Source organism: Mycobacterium sp. 852013-51886_SCH5428379, from assembly GCF_001665575.1.
In the GTDB taxonomy this organism is placed as follows: domain Bacteria; phylum Actinomycetota; class Actinomycetes; order Mycobacteriales; family Mycobacteriaceae; genus Mycobacterium.
The window spans coordinates 20587-42810 of record NZ_LZSU01000035.1; the positions used below are offsets into that span (position 1 = coordinate 20587).

Here is a 22224-nt window from a genome sequence, read left to right on the forward strand (position 1 = left end):
TTCGCGCCTTATGGAGGCTATCGCCCATGTCGCTCGCTGAGAGCAGCGTTTCCCTCGCCGTACCGGTCCCCACCGGCGGCGACGACCCGACCAAGATCGCGATGCTCGGACTCACCTTCGACGACGTGCTGTTGCTGCCCGCGGCATCGGATGTGGTGCCCGCGACCGCCGACACCTCGAGCCAGCTGACCAAGCGCATCCGCCTGCGGGTGCCGCTGGTGAGTTCGGCCATGGACACCGTGACCGAATCGCGGATGGCCATCGCGATGGCCCGCGCCGGCGGGATGGGTGTGCTGCACCGCAATCTGCCGGTCGCCGAACAGGCCGGCCAGGTCGAGACGGTCAAGCGGTCCGAGGCGGGAATGGTCACCGATCCGGTCACCTGCTCGCCGGACAACACGCTCGCCGAGGTCGACGCGATGTGCGCGCGGTTCCGGATCTCCGGACTCCCGGTCGTCGACAAGAACGGCTCCCTTGTCGGCATCATCACCAACCGCGACATGCGCTTCGAGGTCGACCAGTCCAAGCCGGTCTCCGAGGTGATGACCAAGGCGCCGCTGATCACCGCGCAGGAAGGTGTGTCCGCGGAGGCCGCCCTGGGCCTGCTGCGCCGCCACAAGATCGAGAAGCTGCCGATCGTCGACGGCAACGGCAGGCTGACCGGCCTGATCACCGTCAAGGACTTCGTCAAGACCGAACAGTTCCCGCTGGCCACCAAGGACCGGGACGGCCGGCTGCTGGTCGGCGCCGCGGTCGGCGTCGGAGACGACGCGTGGACCCGCGCCATGACGCTGGCCGACGCCGGTGTCGACGTGCTGGTCGTGGACACCGCCCACGCGCACAACCGGTCGGTGCTGGAGATGGTGCACCGCGTCAAGACCGTGCTGGGCGACCGCGTCGACGTCATCGGCGGCAACGTGGCGACCCGTGCCGGTGCGGCCGCGCTGGTGCAGGCCGGCGCCGATGCGGTGAAGGTCGGCGTGGGCCCGGGTTCGATCTGCACCACGCGCGTGGTCGCCGGCGTCGGTGCGCCGCAGATCACCGCGATCCTGGAGGCCGTCGCCGCCTGTGCGCCGTCCGGCGTACCGGTGATCGCCGACGGCGGGCTGCAGTACTCGGGCGACATCGCCAAGGCGCTGGCGGCGGGTGCGTCGACGGCGATGCTGGGATCGCTGCTGGCGGGGACGGCGGAGTCACCCGGCGATCTGATTCTCGTCAACGGCAAGCAGTTCAAGGGCTACCGCGGCATGGGTTCGCTGGCGGCGATGCAGGGCCGCAGCTCGGCCGGCGCCGTCCGCGGCAGCTTCTCCAAGGACCGGTACTTCCAGGACGACGTGCTGTCTGAGGACAAGCTGGTGCCCGAGGGCATCGAAGGCCGGGTGCCGTTTCGCGGGCCGCTGTCGACGGTGATCCACCAGCTGACCGGCGGTCTGCGCGCGGCGATGGGCTACACGGGATCGGCGACCATCGAGCAGTTGCAGCAGGCGCAGTTCGTGCAGATCACCGCGGCGGGCCTGAAGGAGAGTCACCCCCACGACATCACGATGACCGTCGAAGCCCCCAACTACACCACCCGAGGCTGAGCAGCATGCGCGACATGGTCGAGATCGGGATGGGCCGGACGGCTCGACGTACCTATGAGCTCGGCGAGATCAACATCGTTCCCGCGCGGCGCACCCGCTCGTCGCAGGACGTGTCGACCGCCTGGCAGCTCGACGCCTACCGGTTCGAGATTCCGGTGCTGGCCCACCCGACCGACGCGCTGGTCTCGCCGGAGTTCGCGATCGAGCTCGGCAGGCTCGGTGGGCTCGGGGTGCTCAACGGCGAGGGGTTGATCGGCAGGCACGCCGACGTCGAGGACAAGCTCGCGCAGGTCCTGGAGGCCGCCGAGAAGGAGCCGGAGCCGTCGGCCGCGATCCGGCTGCTGCAGCAGCTGCACGCCGCACCGTTGGACCCCGAGCTGCTCGGCGCCGCCGTCGCCCGCATCCGCGAGGCCGGTGTGACGACCGCGGTGCGGGTCAGCCCGCAGAACGCGCAGTCGCTGACGCCGGCGCTGGTGCAGGCCGGGGTCGACCTGCTGGTCATCCAGGGCACGATCATCTCCGCGGAGCGGGTCGCGTCGGACGGTGAACCGCTGAACCTCAAGACCTTCATCTCCGAACTCGACATCCCCGTCGTGGCCGGCGGCGTGCTCGATCACCGGACCGCGCTGCACCTGATGCGCACCGGGGCCGCAGGCGTCATCGTCGGCTACGGCTCGACCAGCGGCGTCACCACCAGCGACGAGGTGCTCGGGATCAGTGTCCCGATGGCGACCGCGATCGCCGACGCGGCCGCCGCCCGCCGTGAATACCTCGATGAGACCGGCGGCCGGTACGTCCACGTGCTCGCCGACGGCGACATCCACACCTCCGGTGATCTGGCCAAGGCCATCGCCTGCGGCGCCGACGCGGTGGTCCTCGGTACACCGCTGGCCAGCGCGCAGGAGGCGCAGGGCGGCGGCTGGTTCTGGCCGTCGGCCGCCGCGCACCCGTCGCTGCCGCGCGGCGCCCTGCTGCAGGTGGCGCTGGGGGAGCGGCCGTCACTGGAACGCGTGCTCAACGGCCCGTCCGACGATCCGTTCGGCTCGCTGAACCTGGTCGGCGGCCTGCGCCGGTCGATGGCCAAGGCGGGCTACTGCGATCTGAAGGAATTCCAGAAGGTCGGCCTGACCGTCGGGGTCTGACCTTTCCTCTCGCGACTCTTGCCTGCAGCGAATGTGAATCGTTTGCGAGAAATCGAGTCCACGGTCGCAACAGCTTCACATTCGCGGAGCGCGGACTTTGTCGCGACCGGACCCGCAGAATCCTTGACAAGTTAGGGCCACCTGTCTAGCTCGTTACCAGCCGGTAACTCATACTGGAGTGATGCAGCCTGACTACGACGTCCTCATCATCGGTTCGGGATTCGGTGGCAGTGTCAGCGCTCTGCGGCTGACCGAGAAGGGCTACCGCGTCGGCGTCCTGGAAGCCGGCCGGCGATTCGCCGACGACGAGTTCGCCAAGACGTCCTGGCGGCTCCGCGAGTTCCTGTGGGCGCCGCAGCTCGGTTGTTATGGCATCCAGCGCATCCACCTGTTGCGCAACGTGATGATCCTGGCCGGCGCGGGCGTGGGCGGCGGCTCGCTGAACTACGCGAACACGCTCTACGTGCCCCGCGAACCGTTCTTCAACGACCCGCAGTGGAAGCACATCACCGACTGGAACGACGAGCTGCTGCCGCACTACGCGCAAGCCCAGCGGATGCTCGGCGTCGTCACCAACCCCACGTTCACCGACGCCGACCGCATCATGAAAGAGGTGGCCGACGACATGGGCGTCGGCGACACCTTCGTGCCGACCCCGGTCGGGGTGTTCTTCGGTCCGGACGGCGAGAAGGCACCCGGCCAGACCTTCGCCGATCCGTACTTCGGCGGCGCGGGCCCCGAGCGAACCGGATGCATCGAGTGCGGCGCCTGTATGACCGGCTGCCGCTACGGTGCCAAGAACACCCTGGTGAAGAACTACCTCGGACTCGCGGAATCAGCGGGCGCCGAAGTGCATCCGTTGACCACGGTGACCAGCTTCGAACAGCGGTCCGACGGCGTGTGGGAGGTGCAGACCGTCCGCACCGGCAGCAAGGTCCGCCGCAAACCGCGCACCTTCACCGCCAACCACCTCATCCTCGCCGCGGGCACCTACGGCACCCAGAAGCTGCTGTTCAAGATGCGCGACACCGGACGTCTGCCGAAGCTGTCGGATCGTCTCGGCCTGCTGACCCGCACGAACTCGGAATCCATCGTGGGTGCGGGCCGGCTCGAGGCGCGCGACGATCTCGACCTCACCCACGGCGTGGCCATCACCTCGTCGATCCACCCGACGTCGGACACCCACGTCGAACCCTGCCGGTACGGCAAGGGCTCCAACGCGATGGGTCTGCTGCAGACGCTGATGACTGACGGCGACGGGCCCGAGGGCACCGACGTGCCGCGCTGGAAGCAGCTGTTCCAGAACGCCGCCGCCGATCCACGGGGCACGCTGCGCCTGCTCAACCCCCGTCGCTGGAGCGAGCGCACCATGATCGCGCTGGTCATGCAGAACCTCGACAACTCGATCACCACCTTCACCCGCAAGACCAAGCTGGGCATCCGCCGTCTGGACAGCAAGCAGGGCCATGGCGAACCGAATCCGAGCTGGATCCCGGCGGGCAACGAGGTGACGCGCCGGATCGCCGACAAGATCGACGGCGTCGCCGGCGGCACCTGGGGCGAACTCTTCAACATCCCGCTGACCGCCCACTTCCTCGGTGGCGCGGTCATCGGCGACAGCGACGAGCACGGCGTCATCGACCCGTACCACCGGGTGTACAACTATCCCTCGCTGTACGTCGTCGACGGCGCGGCCATCTCGGCCAACCTCGGCGTGAACCCGTCGCTGACCATCACCGCCCAGGCGGAGCGGGCGGCCTCGCTGTGGCCGAACAGGGGCGAGCAGGATCTGCGGCCCGCGCAGGGCGAGGGTTACCGGCGCATCGACCCGATCGTGCCCGCGCAGCCGGTGGTGCCCGCCGGCGCGCCTGCCGCCCTCGATTGGAACGCCAGCCGCGAAGAGGTCAACCGCCGGGATCCCACCACCGCCGAGGCGCAGGGCGCCTAGCGATTCAGTCCGTGCTGCCGGTTCCTCGTCGGAACGGCTCCCGGCCGGGTGGCTGTCGGGGCGTCGGCAGCAGCGGCTCCCGATATTGGATGGCCACGGTGGTGGGCTCGTCGGTGGTCAGCCGCAGGTCCTCCCCGGCGTGGCGGATGTTCAGTTCGCCGTGCGGGCCGTCGCGCAGGATGTAGGTGACATCGTCGTGCTTGACGTCGACGGTCAGCCGGAAGTTGCGCCACCGCAGGCGGAATCGGAGCCGGGTGATCCCGTTGGGTAGGTGCGGGTTCAGCGACAGACACCCCGCGTCGTCGCGCAGGCCGCCGAATCCGGCCACCAGCGCGGTCCACGCGCCGGCCAGCGACGCCATGTGTAAGCCGTTGCGGGTGTTCTTGTGCAGGTTGCGCAGATCGATCAGCGCAGCTTCATAGGTGTAGTCGTGGGCCAGTTCGACATGCCCGACGTCGGCGCACATCACTGCCTGAGTGCAGGCCGACAGCGACGAGTCCCGGGTGGTGCGCCGTTCGTAGTAATCGACGTTGTGGGCCTTCTGCTCCTCGGTGAACGCATGGCTCTGCCACTGCATCGCCAGCACCAGGTCGGCCTGTTTGACCACCTGCGACGGGTACAACCGGACGTAGGGTTCGTTGAGGAGCAGCGGATATTCGGTGTTGGCGTCGAAATTCCACTCCCGCAGAGTGGTGAACCCGTCGTGTTGTTCGTGCACGCCGAGTTCCTCGTCGAACGGGATGTGCGCGGCGTCGGCGGCGTCGCGCCAGGCGGCCATCTCGTCGTTGGACACCCCGAGATCGTGTGCGGCGTCGGGGTGGCGGCCGCACGCCTCGGCCGCGGCGCGCAGATTTCCCGCCGCCATGAGGTTGGTGAACACGTTGTCGCGCACCACCGCGGTGTACTCGTCCGGTCCGGTGACGCCGTCGAGATGCCAGATGCCGTGCCGGTCATGGTGTCCCAGCGAATTCCACAACCGTGCGGTCTCCACCAGGACCGGCAGCCCACACTCCTGCTCCAGCGAATCATCGCCCGTAACAAGGCGATAGCGTTCGAAGGCCATGGCGATGTCGGCGTTGACGTGCCACGCCGCGGTGCCCGCGGGCCAGTATGCCGAACACTCCTCGCCCCGGATGGTGCGCCACGGGAAGGCGGCGCCCTCGAGGTCGAGGGTCTCCGCCCGCTCCTTGGCCAGGTCCAGGGTCGATGCCCGCCATCGCAGCGCGTCGGCTGCCGCCGACGGCATGGTGTAGGTCAGCACCGGCAGCACGAAACCCTCGGTGTCCCAGAACGCATGACCGTCGTAACCGTCGCCGGTCAGCCCCTTGCCGGGGATCGCGCGACGTTCCGCGCGGGCACTGGCCTGCAGGACGTGGAAGAGTCCGAACCGCACCGCCTGCTGGATGTCCGCGTCACCGTCGACCTCGACGTCCGCACAGTCCCAGAACTCGTCGAGAAACGTGCGTTGCGCGTCGAGCAGGCCCTGCCAGCCGGTGTAGCGGGCACCGGCAATGGCGGCCGAGACCTGATCGCGCAGCGCAGGTCTGGAGCGCAGACTGGACCAGCCGTAGGCGAGGTACTTGACTATTCGCAGCTTCTGGCCGGGCCGCAGACCGCAGATCACGGTGGTGCGCGCCAGATCGTCGTGGGCGTCGGTGGTGGTCTCGACGCGGCCGGGCACGTCGATGTCGTGATCCATCGCCGCGGCCATCATCAACTCGCTGCCGCGGGTCTGATGGACGAGCAGAGCATGGAAGTCGCCGTGCTCGTGGTGAACGGCTTCGAGCGGATCCTTGAGGGCGTCGGAAACCCGGGGGTCGTCAGAGGCCTCCGGTTGGTCCTCGTTGGTGACGAGCTCGGATTGCACTGTGACACGGACGAATTCGTCGACCGCCTCGACGACGTACTCGATGGCCGCGACGCTCCGCTGCACCAGGGACACCAACCGGGTCGAGTGCACCTTGATCTGTTTGCCTGCCGGTGAACGCCAGTGCACGTCGCGGGTCAGGGTGCCGGCGCGGAGGTCCAGCACGCGCTCGTGGTCCAGGAGTTCGCCGTAGCGCACGTCGAACGGTTCGTCGTCGACCAACAGCCGGAAGATCTTGCCGTTGGTGACATTGACGAGTGTCTGTCCGGCCTCCGGATAGCCGAATCCGCCTTCGGCGTAGGGCAGCGGCCGAACCTCGAAGTAGCCGTTCAGATAGGTGCCGGGAAGGCCGTGCGGTTCTCCCTCGTCGAGGTTGCCGCGTAGGCCGAGGTGACCGTTGGACAGTGCGAACAACGATTCCGCTTCGTCGAGGAGTTCGAATTCCAGCCTGGTCTCCCGGATCCGCCACGGTTCGACGGGGAAGATGTCCTGTCCGATCACGAGGCGGCCGTCTCGAGCAGCTCGCCGAGGTCGGTGACAACGATGTCGGCGCCGTTCTCGCGCAGCCCGTCGGCCTGACCGACGCGGTCGACACCGACCACGTAGCCGAACTTCCCGGCGCGGCCCGCCGCCACCCCGGCCAGCGCGTCCTCGAAGACGGCCGCGTGCGCCGGCGTCACCCCGAGAAGCTCCGCGGCACGCAGGAATGAATCGGGGGCCGGCTTTCCGGGGATCTTCGCCTCGCGCATGGTGACGCCGTCGACGCGGTGTTCGACGTATCGCGCCATCCCGGTGATGTCGAGCACCTCTCCGGTGTTGGCGCTCGACGACACCACCGCCACCCGCAGTCCCGCCGCGCTCACGGCCTCCAGATATCTGCGTGACCCTTCGAACACCTCGACCCCGTCCTTGCGCAACGTCTCGTGGAACATCTCGTTCTTGCGGTTGCCCAACCCGTGCACGGTCTCGGCGTCGACGGGATCGTCGGGTCCGCCCTCTGGGAGCTCGATGTGGCGACTGTCGAGGAAGGACCGGACGCCGTCCTCGCGCCGCTTGCCGTCGACGTAGCGCTGGTAGTCGGCGCCCGGGTCGAACGGCACGAACTCGCTGCCGTCGTGTTGCGCACGGTTCTGCAGGAACTCGTCGAACATCGCCGTCCACGCGCGGGTGTGCACGCTGGCGGTGTCGGTCAGCACCCCGTCCAGGTCGAACAGGCACGCGGTGATCTGCTCGGGCAGGCCCAGCACGGCAGTCCTCGATTCGCGGTCGTCGAGCATGATCAGTTCTCCTCAACACAGTGCCCGATTTCGGTCGGCGGCATACTTGCGATGTGGAATCGGTGCGGTGGGATGCTCTCGTCGAGGTGACGCTGGTGCGGAACGGGCCGACGAACGACGACGTCTTCGTCGTCCTGCATCAGCGCAGCGGACCCGACATCGTGCTCGATCTCGACGAGGTCCAGGCCGTGCTGCCGGGTCTGGGCCGGCTTCCGGGGTTCGACGCGGAGGCGGTCGACCGGGCGGTGGCCTCGCGCGCCAAGGACGGCGTCCAGGTGCTGTGGCGGCGGTGACCGACGCGGCGCGCACGCCCCGCCCCACTAGACTGATGCGGTGAATTCCCCCGCCGACACCCCCGGACCGCGGCCCGTACTGGTCGTCGACTTCGGCGCGCAATACGCGCAGCTCATCGCCCGCCGGGTGCGGGAGGCCCGGGTGTTCTCCGAGGTCGTCCCGCACACGACGTCCGTCGAGGAGATCAAGGCCAAGGACCCGCAGGCGATCGTGCTGTCCGGCGGTCCGGCCAGTGTGTACGCCGACGGCGCGCCGCACCTCGACCCCGCGCTGTTCGATCTGGACGTCCCGGTGTTCGGCATCTGCTACGGCTTCCAGGCGATGGCGCAGGCACTCGGCGGCACCGTCGCCCACACCGGCACCAGCGAGTACGGCCGCACCGAGCTGAAAGTGACCGGCGGAGAACTGCATTCGGAGTTGCCGGAGACCCAGCCGGTGTGGATGAGCCACGGCGACGCCGTCACCGAGGCCCCCGAGGGTTTCGACGTGGTGGCCAGCAGCAGCGGCGCGCCGGTGGCGGCGTTCGAGAACCGGGCGCGGCGATTGGCCGGCGTGCAGTACCACCCCGAGGTGCTCCACTCGCCGCACGGCCAGCAGATCCTCAGCCGGTTCCTGCACGATTTCGCCGGCATCGGCGCCAAGTGGACGCCCGCCAACATCGCCGACGCCCTGGTCGAACAGGTCCGCCGGCAGATCGGCGACGGCCGGGCGATCTGCGGGCTCTCCGGCGGGGTGGACTCCGCGGTTGCCGCCGCACTCGTCCAGCGCGCCATCGGCGATCGGCTCACCTGTGTCTTCGTCGACCACGGCCTGCTGCGGGCGGGGGAGCGCGCACAGGTGCAGCGCGACTTCGTCGCCGCTACCGGTGCCAAGCTCGTCACTGTCGACGCCGCGGGACGCTTTCTCGAGGCGCTCTCCGGGGTGCGTAACCCCGAGGGCAAGCGCAAGATCATCGGCCGCGAGTTCATCCGCGCGTTCGACGGTGCCGTGGCCGACATCGTGGCAGGTGGCGGAGAGCCGGTCGAATTCCTGGTGCAGGGCACGCTTTATCCAGACGTCGTGGAGTCCGGTGGCGGATCGGGCACCGCGAACATCAAGAGTCACCACAACGTCGGCGGTCTGCCCGCCGATCTGAAGTTCCGCCTCGTCGAACCGCTGCGACTGCTGTTCAAGGACGAGGTCCGCGCCGTCGGCCGCGAACTCGGGCTGCCCGAGGACATCGTGGCGCGCCAACCCTTCCCGGGCCCCGGCCTCGGTATCCGCATCGTGGGCGAGGTGACCGCCGAGCGGCTGGAGACGCTGCGTCGCGCCGACGCCATCGCCCGTGAGGAACTCACCGCCGCCGGTCAGGACGCCCAGATTTGGCAGTGCCCGGTGGTGCTGCTGGCCGATGTCCGCTCGGTCGGGGTGCAGGGCGACGGGCGCACCTACGGGCATCCCATCGTGCTGCGGCCGGTGTCCAGTGAGGACGCGATGACCGCGGACTGGACGCGGGTGCCCTACGAGGTGCTCGAGCGGATCTCGACGCGGATCACCAACGAGGTGTCCGAGGTCAACCGGGTGGTGCTCGACGTGACGAGCAAGCCCCCGGGCACCATCGAATGGGAGTGACCCACCCAGCAGAATCCCGCTGATCTGATCGATCAGCGGTAACACTCCACGCTTGACGCTTGTCGGTGGGGAAGTGTTTACTCATCGTATCGAACATACATTCGAACAACGGGTGATTCTGGTGAGGCTGGAGGTGCGGTTGTGACAGCGGCGACGAGCCTCGACCTACGCTATCTCACCCGCGCTGAGCAGGTCGAACGCCTGCGCAAGCAGATGGCTGCAGTGGCGGGGAAGGTCGGGCCCGGGCGGCGGGGTCCCGTTGCGACGGCGGAGCCGATTTCGGAGCCGGAGACTTTGCTGCCGTTGCCCGAAATGCTGGCTGGGCAGCTGCCGGTGTCGTTGCCGCGTGGGACGGTGGCGGTGCTGTCGGGGGCCCGATCGCTCCCGCTGGGCATGATCGCCGCCGTGACGGCCGACGGTGGTCATGCAGCCCTCATCGGTCGTCCGGATGCCGGGCTGCTGGCCGCCGTCGAGATGGGCGCCGATCTGAGCCGGGTGGCGGTGATCCCCGATCCGGGAGCCGATCCGGTCGAGGTGGCCGCCGTGCTGATGGACGGGATGGATCTGGTGGTGCTCGGCCTCGGCGGGCGCTCGGTGCCCGCGGGGCGGGCGCGCGCGGTCACGGCGCGGGCGCGGCAGAAGGGCTGCACCCTGGCGGTGACCGACGGCGACTGGCCGGGGGCGTCGGTCCGGTTGGACGCCCGGGTCAGCGGTTTCGACGTGACGGGTGCGGGTGCCGGTGCGCCGCGACCGGGATGTGGGCGGATCGGCCGCGTGCGGCTGGCGATGCGCGGACGTGGCCGGGGCTTCGGCCCCGGACGTGCGGTCGGTGAGTAGCGTGCCGGCGCGGGTGCTGGCGGTGTGGTGCATGGACTGGCCCGCGGTCGCCGCCGCCGCGGCTGCCCGCCTGGAGCCGACCACGCCGGTCGCGGTCACGCTGGCCAACCGGGTCATCGCGTGTTCGGCCTCGGCGCGGGCGGCCGGGGTGCGGCGCGGTCTGCGGCGCAGAGAGGCCCAGGCCCGGTGTCCGCAACTGCACGTCGCCGCCGCCGATCCGGCGCGCGACGCCCGGCATTTCGAGAACATCATCGCCGCGGTGGACGATCTGGTGCCGCGCGCCGAGGTGCTGCGGCCCGGGCTACTGGTGCTGGCGGTCCGAGGCGCCGCCCGCTATTTCGGTTCCGAACAGGCGGCCGCGGAGCGGTTGGTCGACGCCGTCGCCGCCGCGGGGGCCGAATGTCAGGTCGGCATCGCCGATCAGCTGCCCACCGCGGTGTTCGCGGCTCGGGCGGGTCGCATCGTCGACCCCGGTGGCGACGCCGCGTTCCTGTCCACGCTGTCGATCCGCCAGCTCGCCACCGAACCCAGCCTCGCCGCCCCAGGGCGGGAGGAACTGGCGGATCTGTTGTGGCGCATGGGTATCCGCACGATCGGCCAGTTCGCCACGCTGTCGCGCACCGATGTGGCCTCCCGCTTCGGTGTGGACGCGGTGACCGCCCACCGGTTCGCCTGCGGCGAGGCGGCCCGCGGTCCGTCGGGCCGGGAGGCGGCGGCCGAACTCGACGCGGTGCTGACCTGCGACCCGCCGATCGACCGGGTGGATGCAGCGGCGTTCGCCGGCCGCACCCTGGCCGGCGAGTTGCATCGCAGCCTCGAGGCGGCGGGGGTGGGCTGTACCCGGTTGGCCATCCACGCCGTCACCGAGAACGGACAGGAACTGGAGCGGGTCTGGCGCTGCGCCGAACCGCTGACCGAGGACGCCACGGCCGACCGGGTGCGCTGGCAGCTCGACGGCTGGCTGAACCGGCGTAACCCCCGCGATCGGCCCACCGCCCCGGTGACCGTGCTGCGGTTGCGGCCGGTGGAGGTGATTTCCGCTGAGGCGCTGCAGCTTCCGCTGTGGGGCGGGCTCGGCGAGGAGGACCGGCTGCGGGCTCGCCGGGCGCTGGTGCGGGTGCAGGGTCTGCTGGGTCCCGAGGCGGTGCAGGTGCCGGTGCTCAGCGGCGGGCGGGGACCGGCCGAGCGCATCACCTTCGCCGCGTTCGGCGACGAGCCGGTGCCCCAGGCCGATCCGGGGCAGCCGTGGCCGGGCCAGCTGCCCGAACCGGCTCCCGCGGTGCTGCTCGACGATCCGGTCGAGGTGCTCGACGACGCAGGCGATCCGGTTCGGGTGACCCCGCGTGGTCTGTTCTCCGGTGCGCCGGCCCGGCTGGACGGTGCCGGTTACCGGGGCCGGCTGTCGTGGTGGACGGGCCCGTGGCCGGTCGACGAGCGCTGGTGGGACCCGGACCGGGCGAAGGGCCGCACCGCGCGGGCGCAGGTGCTGGTCGACGGCGCCAAGGGGCAGGCGGCGCTCCTGCTCTGTTACCGGCAGCGGCACTGGTACGTCGAGGGGGTCTACGAATAGAGACTCATTTTGATTGCGCACAACTTAATTGCGCGCTACCTTCGTGTCATGGCCACGCTCCGCCTCGATCAGCATCTGTGCTTCGCGCTGTACTCGGCCACGCGTGCCATGACGGCGGCCTACCGGCCGGTGCTGACCGAACTCAACCTCACCTATCCGCAGTACCTCGTGCTGTTGGTGCTGTGGGAGGAGGGGCCGGTGACGGTCAGCAGGCTCGGCGAGCGATTGCATCTCGACTCGGGCACTCTCTCGCCGCTGCTGAAACGTTTGGAGGCCAACGGCTTTCTCGAGCGTCACCGCTCGCGTTCCGATGAGCGTCAGGTCGAGGTCGTGCTCACCGCGGCCGGCCGCGCACTCGAGGAGCGCGCGCAGTGCATCCCGGAACAGCTCTTCGCCGCCACCGGGATGTCGGTGGCGGACGCCGAAGAGCTGCGCGACGCCGTCCGGCAGCTGAGCGACGTGCTCAGTGCAGAACACACACGGGCCTCACCACGCCCCCGGAAGGAATCGACATGAAGCCTCTCTACACCGCAGAAGCGCTCGCCACCGGCGAAGGGCGCGACGGCCACGGCCGCAGCTCCGACGGCCGCCTCGATTTCGATCTGGCGATCCCCAAGGAGATGGGCGGCAGCGGCGACGGCACCAACCCCGAGCAGTTGTTCGCCGTCGGCTACGCGGCGTGCTTCCACTCGGCGCTGCGCCTGGTCGCCCGTCAGGACAAGGCCGACGTCACCGACTCGACGGTCGGGGCGCGGGTGTCGATCGGCCAGCTCGACAACGGCGGCTTCGGCCTCGCCGTCGAACTCGAGGTCGCGCTGCCCAATGTCGACCAGGAGACCGCCCGCCGGCTCGCCGACAAAGCCCACCAGGTGTGCCCGTACTCCAACGCCACCCGCGGCAACATCGACGTGACGGTGAACGTCACCGACGACTAGCGCTCACGGCCGGCACAGACGTCAGCCGACGCGCTGCGCGAACGGGCCGACCCGGGCGATGAAGCGGTCGAAGAACACGTCCGCATCCACGCTCACGCCCACCAGCGCGTTCGGCGGGCGTCCCCACCGGCCGTTCCAGTCGGCGATCGTCATCCCGCGGGTCAGTGTGCCCATCAGTTCGACGTCGACCGTCGCCGGCCGGTACTCGACGAGGTCCGGGTCCAGTGCCACCGCCGCGGCCAGTGGATCGTGCAGATGCGCCAGATACCCCTCGCCCTGGTCGAAGTGGAACTCGAAGTAAAACCGCATCGCGTCTTCGAGCACCCGGATCAACGGGTTGGACGCCGTCGAGCGGGTGCCGCGCGGGTCGAGCACACTCATCCGCGTCGACGTCGACCCAGCGGCCTCTGCCAGCCGGGTGAGCAGCGCCGGCGTCATTGCTATGTGCTCGGTCAGGTTCAAGCCCAACACGATCGGCGGACGCACCGGTCCCGCATCCGGTCCGGTGACCCAGCCGGCGAACACCTCCGCCGCCGCCTCCGGATCCACGCTGATGTTCCACTCCGCGACCGCGGTGGTGTTGCCGCGGTAGTCGAACGCGCCGCCCATGATGACCAGTCGGCGCACCAGCGTCGGCAGCGCGGGTTCGATGCGCAGGGCCAGTGCGAGATTCGTCAGCGGACCGACGGCGATGGCGACCAGTTCGCCCGGATGGGCGCGCGCCGCACGCACCCACGCCTGCGCCGCGTCATACGCGGTGAGCTCCCGCCCGGGTGACGGCATCCGCGCGTACCCCAGTCCTTCGGGTCCGTGGGTGTCCTCGGCGGTACGCAACGGCGAGGCGACCGGACCGTCGGCCCCCCGCGAGACCGGAACGTCGGTGACCCCGCACAGGTCCAGCAGCCCCAGGTTGTTCACACAGACCTGGTCGACGCCGACGTTGCCCGCGGTCGACGCGACGCCCACCAGCGCGGCCTCGGAACTGGCGAGCAGATAGACCAGCGCCATCGCATCGTCGACCCCGGTGTCCACGTCGGCGAAAACCGGTATCCGCCGCGGGGATTGGTCATCCGACATTGCGCAGACGATACGCGGGCCCGAGCTGCCCAACAGCCATCACCGGTGCGCCGGACGGCAGGCGTCCAGACCGGACAGCGTCTCGCGCTGACCGGCGGTCAGACCCGCCAATCCGAATTCGACTTTCGCCAGCGCCGCCGTGGCCGCATCGGCCAGGTCACGGCCGGCGTCGGTCAGGCTGACCAGCACGGCGCGGCGGTCGGTGGGGTGCGTGCTGCGCCGCACCAGATCTCGCGGCGCGAGCCGGTCGGTGGCGATGCTGACCGTCGTCGCGTGCACGGAGAGCTCACGGGCCAGGGCACTGAGCAGACCCGTACCCGCATCCCGCGACCGCAGGTGCTGCAGGATCTCGTAATCGATGACCCGCAACCCGAAGCCGTTCTTGAGTTCGGTGTCGAGCACGGCCGTCATGGATCGGTACAGCAGCAGGACCGAACGCATCGCGCGAGGGTCGGCCATGCGGTATTCGATAGCCGCAATCGGGCGGACTATTCACCGACGATAGGGTCCGATCCACGCCACGAAGGGAGTGTCCATGCCGATCGATCCCAACGCCATTGGCCGGAAGTCCGAGCCGCAGCTCTACGAGTGGACCGATCGCGAGACCCTGCTCTACGCCCTCGGCGTCGGCGCCGGGACCGCCGACCTCGCGTTCACCACCGAGAACAGCCATGACATCGACCAGCAGGTGCTGCCGACCTACGCCGTGATCGCCAGCCCGGCCTGGGGTGCGGTCGGGGCGGTCGGCTCGTTCAACTTCAGCCAGCTGCTGCACGGGTCGCAGACGGTGCGGCTCTTCGCGCCGCTACCGCCCGCGGGCCGGCTCAGCGTCGTCTCCGAGGTCGCCGACATCCAGGACAAGGGGGAGGGCAAGAACGCCATCCTGGTGTTCAAGGGCACCGGCAGCGATCCCGACACCGGTGAGGTGCTCGCCGAGACCGTGTCGACCGCCGTCATCCGCGGTGAGGGTGGATTCGGCGGTCGGCCCGGCTCGCGGCCGGCGGCCCCGGAGATCCCCGACCGTGAGCCCGACGCGCGCATCGCGCTGCCGACCCGCGAGGATCAGGCGTTGATCTACCGACTGTCCGGAGACCGCAATCCGCTGCACAGCGATCCGTGGTTCGCCCGCGAGCTGGCCGGGTTCCCGCGGCCGATCCTGCACGGCCTGTGCACGTACGGCGTCGCGGGCCGCGCGCTGGTCGCCGAACTCGGCGGCGGTGACGCCACCAAGATCACCGCCGTCGGCGCCCGCTTCACCTCCCCGGTGTTCCCGGGCGAAACCCTCACCACCTCCATCTGGCGCACCGGCGATGGCGCAGCGGTGTTCCGCACCGAGGCCGCGGCTTCCGACGGTTCGGATTCCCGGGTGGTGCTCGAAGACGGAACCGCCGAATACCTCACGTGATCTCGGACGCGTGATTTCTCGGAGGAGTTTCCGGGAAAGGCGTGGTGCACCGTGCCGGAGGTTGACAGGATTCGAGCATGAGATTGGTCGTCGGCTACCTCGCCACCCCGGGCGGCGCTGACGCGCTCGCGCTGGGCGTCCGGTTGGCGCGCACGCTGGGCGCCGCGCTCGACGTGTGCATCGTCCTGCCCCCGGAACGGATGCTGCGCACGGTGGTGCAGACCGAGGGCTACGACGAGTTGCTCGCCGAACAGGCCCAGGGGTGGCTCACCGAAGCGCTGGCGGACATCCCGGACGATGTCACCGCCCAGGGCCACGTCACGTTCGACGACTCCTTCGCCGACGGCCTCATCCGCCAGGCGGTGGATCTCGAGGCGACGGCCATCGTCGTCGGCGGCTCGGGAGGCGGTCTGGTCGGCAGCTTCTCCTTGGGCAGCGTCGTCAACTCGCTGCTGCACTCGGCGCCGGTGCCGGTCGCCGTCGCGCCGCGCGGTCTCCGCGAATCACCCGTCCGCCGGGTACGTGAGGTGACCTGCGCGATCGGTAGGCGTGAGGGCGCGGATCTGCTGCTCGAGTCCGCGGTCCGGTTCAGCCGGGCCGCGGGCACCCCGCTGCGGCTGGTGTCGCTGGTGGCGCTCGACCCGACGTTCGGCACCCTGCGCGGTGACGTCGACGCGGTGCGCGAACAGGCGCTCGACCACGCCAACCGCACGGTCGAGGCCGCGAAACGAGATCTGCCGGAGGACTTCACGGTCACCTCCGCAGTGGTCTTCGGGCAGACCGTCGAAGCGGCGGTCGGCGATCTCGTGTGGCATGACGGCGATCTGATCATGGTGGGGTCCAGCCGGCTGAGCGCACCGCGACGGCTGTTCCTCGGCTCCACGGCGGCGAAGATGCTGCGGGTCCTCGACGTGCCGATGGTCGTGGTCCCACGCGCCCAGGCCGGGGGAGACGCCCAGTCCTGACTCCTGTCGAACATTTGTTCGATACACTCGTGGGGTGGCGTGGAACGACGGGCCGCCGAACTGGCCGGAGATGCAGCGGGTGCTCTCCAGCAAGCCGCGCCGCGCCGGTACGTCCTTGGCCGAACCCGCGGGCGACGGCGGTGACAGCCCGGCCTGGTCACGCAAACGCGGGGTCTACCAGCCGCCCGAGCTCCCGCATGCCGATTCCGGATCGTCGACCGTCCCGTACGCCGAACTGCACACCCATTCGGCGTACAGCTTCCTCGACGGTGCGGGCACTCCGGAGGAGCTCGTCGAGGAGGCGGCCCGGCTCGGCCTTCGGGCCATCGCGCTGACCGACCACGACGGGCTCTACGGCGTCGTCCGGTTCGCCGAGGCGGCCAGGGAACTCGACATGCGTACGGTGTTCGGCGCGGAACTGTCGCTGGGCAACGTGGCCCGCACCGAGCTGCCGGATCCGCCCGGACCGCACCTGCTGGTGCTCGCCCGCGGACCGGAGGGGTACCGCAGGTTGTCCCGTCAGATCGCCGACGCCCACCTGGCCGGCGGTGAGAAGGGTAAACCGCGATACGACTACGACGCGCTCACCGAGGCCGCGGGCGGTCACTGGCAGATCCTCACCGGGTGCCGCAAAGGCCATGTCCAGCAGGCGCTTTCCCAGGGTGGGCCGGAGGCGGCGGAACGCGCGCTGGCCGACCTGGTGGACCGGTTCGGCCGCGAGCGGGTCACCGTCGAACTGACCCACCACGGTCACCCCCTCGACCACGAACGCAATGCCGCCCTGGCCGCGCTGGCTCCGCGCTTCGGGCTGACCGTGGTGGCCACCACGGCGGCGCATTTCGCCGAACCGTCGCGCGGCCGGCTGGCGATGGCGATGGGAGCTATCCGGGCCCGCCACTCGATCGACGAGGCCGCCGGATATCTGGCCCCGCTCGGCGGCTCGCACCTGCGGTCGGGGCAGGAGATGGTCCGGCTGTTCGCCCACTGCCCCGAGGTGGTGACCGCCGCGGCGGAACTCGGTGAGCAGTGCGCGTTCGGCCTGGCGTTGATCGCCCCGAAGCTGCCGCCGTACCCAGATGTGCCGCCCGGTGAAACCGAGGACAGCTGGCTGCGCCATCTGGTGATGGCCGGCGCGCGGGACCGCTACGGCCCTCCGGAACGCGCGCCGCAGGCATACACCCAGATCGAGCACGAGTTGCGGGTCATCGAGAAGCTCTGCTTTCCCGGCTACTTCCTCGTCGTCCACGACATCACGCGGTTCTGCAAGGAGAACAACATCCTGTCCCAGGGCCGGGGGTCGGCGGCAAACTCCGCGGTCTGCTACGCCCTCGGCGTCACCAACGTCGACCCGATCGCCAACGAGTTGCTGTTCGAACGGTTCCTGTCCCCGGCCCGTGACGGTCCGCCCGACATCGACATCGACATCGAGTCGGATCTGCGGGAGGAGGCGATCCAGTACGTCTACCGGCGCTACGGCCGTGACTACGCCGCGCAGGTGGCCAACGTGATCACCTATCGAGGCCGCAGCGCGATCCGCGACATGGCCCGCGCGCTCGGTTTCTCCCAGGGACAGCAGGACGCCTGGAGCAAACAGCTCAGCAAGTGGAACGGGCTGGCCGATTCTCCCGACGTCGAGGGCATCCCCGAGCCGGTGGTCGATCTGGCGCTGCAGATCTCGAATCTGCCGCGGCACATGGGCATCCACTCGGGCGGCATGGTGATCTGCGACCGTCCGATCGCCGACGTGTGCCCGGTGGAGTGGGCGCGGATGGAGAACCGCAGCGTTCTGCAGTGGGACAAAGACGACTGTGCGGCAATCGGTTTGGTGAAGTTCGACATGCTGGGTCTGGGCATGCTCTCGGCGCTGCACTACTGCATCGACCTGGTGGCCGAACACAAGGGTCTCGAGGTCGACCTGTCGAAGCTCGACCTGTCCGAACCGGGCGTCTACGAGATGCTGCAGAAGGCCGATTCGGTCGGGGTGTTCCAGGTGGAGTCCCGCGCGCAGATGGCCACCCTGCCGCGGCTCAAACCGCGGGTGTTCTACGACCTGGTGGTCGAGGTCGCGCTGATCCGGCCCGGCCCGATCCAGGGCGGCTCGGTGCATCCGTACATCAAGCGCCGCAATGGCGAAGAGCCCGTCACCTACGACCACCCGTCGATGGAACCGGCGCTGCGCAAGACGCTGGGGGTGCCGCTGTTCCAGGAGCAGCTCATGCAGTTGGCCGTCGACTGTGCGGGGTTCACCGCCGCCGAGGCCGACCAGTTGCGCCGGGCGATGGGTTCCAAGCGGTCGACGGACAAGATGCGCCGGCTGCGCGGCCGGTTCTACGAGGGTATGCGGGTGCGGCACGGCATCACCGGCGACGTCGCCGACCGGATCTACGAGAAGCTCGAAGCCTTCGCCAATTTCGGCTTCCCGGAGAGTCATTCGCTGAGCTTCGCCTCGCTGGTGTTCTATTCGTCGTGGTTCAAGCTGCACCATCCGGCCGCGTTCTGCGCCGCCCTGCTCCGGGCGCAGCCGATGGGTTTCTATTCGCCGCAGTCCCTGGTCGCCGATGCCCGCCGCCACGGTGTCCTCGTGCACGAACCGGACGTCAATGCCAGCCTGGCGTACGCGACGCTGGAGAACGCCGGGACCGAGGTTCGGCTGGGTCTGGGCGCGGTCCGCCACATCGGCGACGACCTCGCCGAGCGGATCGTCGACGAGCGAAGAGTCAACGGCCCCTTCCGGAATCTGCTGGATCTCACCGGTCGGGTGCAGCTGTCGGTGCCGCAGATCGAGGCGCTGGCCACGGCGGGGGCGCTGGGCTGCTTCGACATCACCCGCCGTGAGGGACTGTGGGCGGCGGGTGCGGCCGCCGCCGAACGGCCGGACCGGTTGCCCGGGGTCGGATCGGCGGGGCAGGTCCCGTCGCTGCCGGGGATGAGCAAGCTCGAACTGGCCGCCGCCGACGTATGGGCCACCGGGGTCTCCCCGGACAGCTATCCCACCCAGTTCCTGCGCCGGGATCTCGACGCCATGGGCGTCGTCCCCGCCGCCCGGTTGCTCGAGGTGCCGGACGGCACCCGGGTGCTGGTGGCCGGGGCGGTGACCCACCGGCAGCGCCCGGCGACCGCACAGGGGGTGACGTTCATCAACATCGAGGACGAGACGGGCATGGTGAACGTGCTGTGCGCCCCCCAGTTGTGGGCCCGGCACCGCAGGCTGGCCCAGAGCGCGTCGGCGATGGTGATCCGCGGCATCGTGCAGAACGCCACTGGTGCGGTCACGGTGGTGGCCGACCGCCTCGACCGGCTCGACATGCGAGTGGGGTCGAAGTCGCGGGACTTCCGGTAGCTAGTCGCCACCTCGGTAGCCTCGTCGACATGACCCTCAACCTCAGCGTCGACGAACTCCTGACCACCACGCGCTCGGTGCGCAAGCGTCTCGATTTCGACAGGCCGGTGCCCCGCGAGGTCATCATGGAATGCCTGGACCTCGCGCTGCAGGCGCCGACCGGGTCCAACGCGCAGGGCTGGCAGTGGGTGTTCGTCGAGGACCCCGACAAGAAACGGGCGCTCGCCGACATCTACGCCGCGAACGCCACGCCGTATCTCGATTTGCCCAAACCGGAGCGGGGTGACATCCGCGATTCCCAGATGGACGCGGTGATGAGCTCCGCGAAATATCTCAACGAGCACTTCCACGAGGCACCCGTGCTGATGATCCCGTGCCTGGAGGGCCGGCCCGACGGGGCGCCCGCCGGGATCAGCGCGTCGTACTGGGGATCGCTGCTGCCGGCGGTCTGGAGCTTCATGCTCGCGCTGCGCTCGCGTGGTCTGGGCTCGGCGTGGACGACGTTGCACCTGATGGGGGAGGGCGAGAAACAGGCCGCCGACCTGCTCGGGATCCCGTTCGACACCTACGCCCAGGGTGGGCTGTTCCCCATCGCCTACACCAAGGGCACCGAGTTCAAGAAGGCCAAGCGGTTGCCCGCTGAGCAGCTCACTCACTGGGATTCCTGGTGACGGTGTGTGAATGTGCGCTGATACACCCGTAGGTCCACTTACCATTTCGCTATGACCGTCGATCGGGGTGACGGCGTCGTCGCCGACGACGCCATCCCGGTCGAGCTCATTCAAAACCTGCTGGAGTTCGTGCGCCACCGGCTCGGCCTGGACACCGCGTGGCTGTCGTCGTTCCACGGCGGTATACAGACCTTCGAGGTCGTCGACGGAAACGCCGCGGCACTCGGCCGCTGGCCCGGCGACCGGGCGTCGCTGTCGGAGTCCTACGGCGTCCGGGTCATCGACGGACGTCTACCGTCGGTCATCCCGGACACCTCGGCCAACCAGATCACCGCCATGCTCCCCGTCACGCGCGAGTGGAACCTCGGCGCCTACGTGGGGGTGCCCGTGATGGGCGCCGACGGCACCCCGATGGGCATGCTGTGCGCGGCGAGCGACGAACCCAAACCGCAGCTCGCCGACGCCGACCTCCGCACCGTCCGACAGGTCGCCGAACTCCTCGGCACTCTGATGCGGCCGTCCGACGACGAACCGGACGCCGGCTCGGCGGTCGACCAGCACCGCGCCATCCGCCGGGTCGTGGCCGAACGCGATTTCGAGGTCGTCTTCCAGCCGATGCACGACGTGGCGACCGGCAAGGTGCTGGGGCTCGAAGCGCTCGCCCGCTTCCCGTGCGAACCGTTCCGACCCGACCTGTTCTTCGAGGAGGCCGGCCGGCTGGGACTGGGCATCGAACTGGAGACGGCGATCGTCGAGCGGGTCCTCACGCTGATGCGGCAGTTGCCCGCCGACGTGTTCGTGTCGATCAACATCTCACCCGCGGCCGCGCTCAAGGCGTCATGGAGCACGCTGCTCAACGACGTCGACCCGTCGCGACTCGTCCTGGAGATCACCGAACACGACGCCGTGCCCAACTACGGCGCACTCGACGACGTGTTGGAGACCTGCCGGTTGCTCGGCATGCGGGTGGCGGTCGACGACGTCGGCGCCGGGTTCGCCTCGTTCTCCCACGTGCTCGAGCTGGCGCCGGACTTCCTGAAGATCGACAAATCCATCACCCGCAACATCGACGTCGACGACGCCCGCAGGCGACTGGCCCACGCGATCGCAGAGTTCGCCGGTCAGATCGGCGCCGTTGCGATCGCCGAGGGGGTGGAGACCCAGGGTGAACTGGACGCCCTCAGCGCGGCGGGCATCACGTGGGCGCAGGGCTTCTATCTGGGCCGTCCCCGGCCGTACACGCACGGATTCCCGCCCGCCGGTGTGGCCGCCGCGCGCGATGCGCCCTTGCCCACCGCCGTGGATCTGTTGGGGGAGCGGCGATTCGAGCTTGCGCTGGCCCATTCACCCATCGGAATGGCGGTCGTCGGACTGGACGGGAAGTTCCTGCGCACCAACCGGGCGCTGCGTTCGATGCTCGGATACGGGCGGCGGGCGCTGGCCAGCCGGACGTTCCAGGACATCACCCATCCCGACGATCTCGACACCGATCTGTCGCTGCTGAACGATTGCCTCGAGGGCCGCCGACGTTCGTACCGCATCGACAAGCGCTACCTCGCCGCCGACGGCCGCGTCGTGTGGGGCGCGCTGACCGTCGTGCTCGTGCGCGCCCCGCGCGACCAGCCGCAGTGCTTCATCTCGCAGATCATCGACATCACCGCCGACCGCACCCGCGAGGCGTAACCGGCGCAGCAGCAGGAGC

At 69.5% G+C, this 22224-nt stretch carries 18 protein-coding genes; 14 read left to right on the forward strand and 4 right to left on the reverse strand.

The genetic code is table 11. The features are described from left to right. The first annotated feature begins 26 nt into the window (after window positions 1-26). The 3 genes from guaB (at window position 27) to A5757_RS14325 (ending at window position 4673) form a co-directional block, all read left to right on the forward strand. Window positions 27-1583, forward strand: coding sequence for an IMP dehydrogenase (guaB, locus tag A5757_RS14315; protein WP_066835241.1), 1557 nt, complete (start codon window positions 27-29; stop codon window positions 1581-1583). A gap of 14 nt (window positions 1584-1597) precedes the next feature. Continuing rightward, window positions 1598-2725, forward strand: a complete 1128-nt coding sequence (locus tag A5757_RS14320; protein ID WP_197497345.1) for a GuaB3 family IMP dehydrogenase-related protein — start codon at window positions 1598-1600, stop codon at window positions 2723-2725. A 181-nt stretch (window positions 2726-2906) separates the two neighbouring features. Next, window positions 2907-4673: a GMC oxidoreductase gene (locus tag A5757_RS14325; protein WP_066835245.1), complete on the forward strand. Its 1767-nt coding sequence runs from the start codon at window positions 2907-2909 to the stop codon at window positions 4671-4673. Window positions 4674-4677: 4 nt separating this feature from the next. Here the strand turns inward: A5757_RS14325 and A5757_RS14330 are convergent, their stop codons facing one another. Next, the gene (locus A5757_RS14330) at window positions 4678-7041 is read right to left on the reverse strand and encodes a glycoside hydrolase family 65 protein (RefSeq protein WP_066835246.1); all 2364 of its coding nucleotides are present in this window, start codon (window positions 7039-7041) and stop codon (window positions 4678-4680) included. Then, complete coding sequence (locus tag A5757_RS14335) at window positions 7038-7817, reverse strand: beta-phosphoglucomutase family hydrolase (protein WP_066835248.1); 780 nt, start codon at window positions 7815-7817, stop codon at window positions 7038-7040. The genes A5757_RS14330 and A5757_RS14335 overlap by 4 nt, the downstream gene beginning before the upstream one ends. Window positions 7818-7870: 53 nt before the next feature. Between A5757_RS14335 and A5757_RS14340 the strand changes: the two genes are divergently transcribed. From A5757_RS14340 to A5757_RS14365, 6 genes are all read left to right on the forward strand, one after another. Then, window positions 7871-8110 carry a hypothetical protein gene (locus A5757_RS14340; RefSeq protein ID WP_066835250.1) on the forward strand — a complete coding sequence of 80 codons (240 nt, stop codon included), beginning with the start codon at window positions 7871-7873 and terminating at the stop codon, window positions 8108-8110. 40 nt (window positions 8111-8150) lie between these two features. Beyond that, window positions 8151-9722 (forward strand): glutamine-hydrolyzing GMP synthase, encoded by a 1572-nt coding sequence (gene guaA, locus A5757_RS14345; RefSeq protein ID WP_066835252.1) that lies wholly within the window; start codon window positions 8151-8153, stop codon window positions 9720-9722. A 141-nt stretch (window positions 9723-9863) separates the two neighbouring features. After that, a complete protein-coding gene (locus A5757_RS14350) occupies window positions 9864-10559 on the forward strand; it encodes a hypothetical protein (RefSeq protein WP_066835254.1) in 696 nt (231 codons plus the stop codon). Between the two features lie 31 nt (window positions 10560-10590). Next, window positions 10591-12129 carry a DNA polymerase Y family protein gene (locus tag A5757_RS14355; RefSeq protein ID WP_066835383.1) on the forward strand — a complete coding sequence of 513 codons (1539 nt, stop codon included), beginning with the start codon at window positions 10591-10593 and terminating at the stop codon, window positions 12127-12129. A 48-nt stretch (window positions 12130-12177) separates the two neighbouring features. Next, on the forward strand, window positions 12178-12645 hold the full coding sequence (locus tag A5757_RS14360) for a MarR family winged helix-turn-helix transcriptional regulator (RefSeq protein ID WP_066835256.1): 468 nt from the start codon (window positions 12178-12180) through the stop codon (window positions 12643-12645). After that, window positions 12642-13064, forward strand: a complete 423-nt coding sequence (locus A5757_RS14365) for an organic hydroperoxide resistance protein (RefSeq protein ID WP_066835258.1) — start codon at window positions 12642-12644, stop codon at window positions 13062-13064. The genes A5757_RS14360 and A5757_RS14365 overlap by 4 nt, the downstream gene beginning before the upstream one ends. 21 nt (window positions 13065-13085) lie before the next feature. Here the strand turns inward: A5757_RS14365 and A5757_RS14370 are convergent, their stop codons facing one another. Then, window positions 13086-14141 carry a nucleoside hydrolase gene (locus A5757_RS14370; protein ID WP_066835260.1) on the reverse strand — a complete coding sequence of 352 codons (1056 nt, stop codon included), beginning with the start codon at window positions 14139-14141 and terminating at the stop codon, window positions 13086-13088. Window positions 14142-14180: 39 nt separating this feature from the next. Further along, entirely contained in the window at window positions 14181-14600 is a 420-nt protein-coding gene (locus A5757_RS14375; protein WP_066835262.1) for a MarR family winged helix-turn-helix transcriptional regulator, read from the reverse strand. Window positions 14601-14676: 76 nt separating this feature from the next. Between A5757_RS14375 and A5757_RS14380 the strand changes: the two genes are divergently transcribed. The 5 genes from A5757_RS14380 (at window position 14677) to A5757_RS14400 (ending at window position 22205) form a co-directional block, all read left to right on the forward strand. Next, window positions 14677-15546, forward strand: a complete 870-nt coding sequence (locus A5757_RS14380) for a MaoC family dehydratase (protein ID WP_066835385.1) — start codon at window positions 14677-14679, stop codon at window positions 15544-15546. Between the two features lie 77 nt (window positions 15547-15623). Then, entirely contained in the window at window positions 15624-16511 is an 888-nt protein-coding gene (locus A5757_RS14385) for a universal stress protein (RefSeq protein ID WP_066835263.1), read from the forward strand. 34 nt (window positions 16512-16545) lie between these two features. Continuing rightward, window positions 16546-19851, forward strand: coding sequence for an error-prone DNA polymerase (locus tag A5757_RS14390; RefSeq protein ID WP_066835265.1), 3306 nt, complete (start codon window positions 16546-16548; stop codon window positions 19849-19851). Window positions 19852-19880: 29 nt separating this feature from the next. Next, complete coding sequence (locus tag A5757_RS14395) at window positions 19881-20522, forward strand: nitroreductase family protein (RefSeq protein ID WP_066835267.1); 642 nt, start codon at window positions 19881-19883, stop codon at window positions 20520-20522. A gap of 51 nt (window positions 20523-20573) precedes the next feature. Beyond that, on the forward strand, window positions 20574-22205 hold the full coding sequence (locus A5757_RS14400) for an EAL domain-containing protein (protein ID WP_082929474.1): 1632 nt from the start codon (window positions 20574-20576) through the stop codon (window positions 22203-22205). Window positions 22206-22224: the final 19 nt, after the last annotated feature.

Excerpts from the sequence above, each read along its gene's own strand:
- guaB (WP_066835241.1), top strand. The coding sequence starts at position 27 with ATGTCGCTCGCTGAGAGCAGCGTTTCCCTCGCCGTACCGGTCCCCACC.
- A5757_RS14320 (WP_197497345.1), top strand. The coding sequence starts at position 1,598 with ATGGTCGAGATCGGGATGGGCCGGACGGCTCGACGTACCTATGAGCTC.
- A5757_RS14325 (WP_066835245.1), top strand. The coding sequence starts at position 2,907 with ATGCAGCCTGACTACGACGTCCTCATCATCGGTTCGGGATTCGGTGGC.
- A5757_RS14335 (WP_066835248.1), bottom strand. The coding sequence starts at position 7,817 with ATGCTCGACGACCGCGAATCGAGGACTGCCGTGCTGGGCCTGCCCGAG.
- A5757_RS14355 (WP_066835383.1), top strand. The coding sequence starts at position 10,591 with ATGGACTGGCCCGCGGTCGCCGCCGCCGCGGCTGCCCGCCTGGAGCCG.
- A5757_RS14360 (WP_066835256.1), top strand. The coding sequence starts at position 12,178 with ATGGCCACGCTCCGCCTCGATCAGCATCTGTGCTTCGCGCTGTACTCG.
- A5757_RS14365 (WP_066835258.1), top strand. The coding sequence starts at position 12,642 with ATGAAGCCTCTCTACACCGCAGAAGCGCTCGCCACCGGCGAAGGGCGC.
- A5757_RS14370 (WP_066835260.1), bottom strand. The coding sequence starts at position 14,141 with ATGTCGGATGACCAATCCCCGCGGCGGATACCGGTTTTCGCCGACGTG.
- A5757_RS14375 (WP_066835262.1), bottom strand. The coding sequence starts at position 14,600 with ATGGCCGACCCTCGCGCGATGCGTTCGGTCCTGCTGCTGTACCGATCC.
- A5757_RS14380 (WP_066835385.1), top strand. The coding sequence starts at position 14,677 with ATGCCGATCGATCCCAACGCCATTGGCCGGAAGTCCGAGCCGCAGCTC.
- A5757_RS14385 (WP_066835263.1), top strand. The coding sequence starts at position 15,624 with ATGAGATTGGTCGTCGGCTACCTCGCCACCCCGGGCGGCGCTGACGCG.
- A5757_RS14395 (WP_066835267.1), top strand. The coding sequence starts at position 19,881 with ATGACCCTCAACCTCAGCGTCGACGAACTCCTGACCACCACGCGCTCG.
- A5757_RS14400 (WP_082929474.1), top strand. The coding sequence starts at position 20,574 with ATGACCGTCGATCGGGGTGACGGCGTCGTCGCCGACGACGCCATCCCG.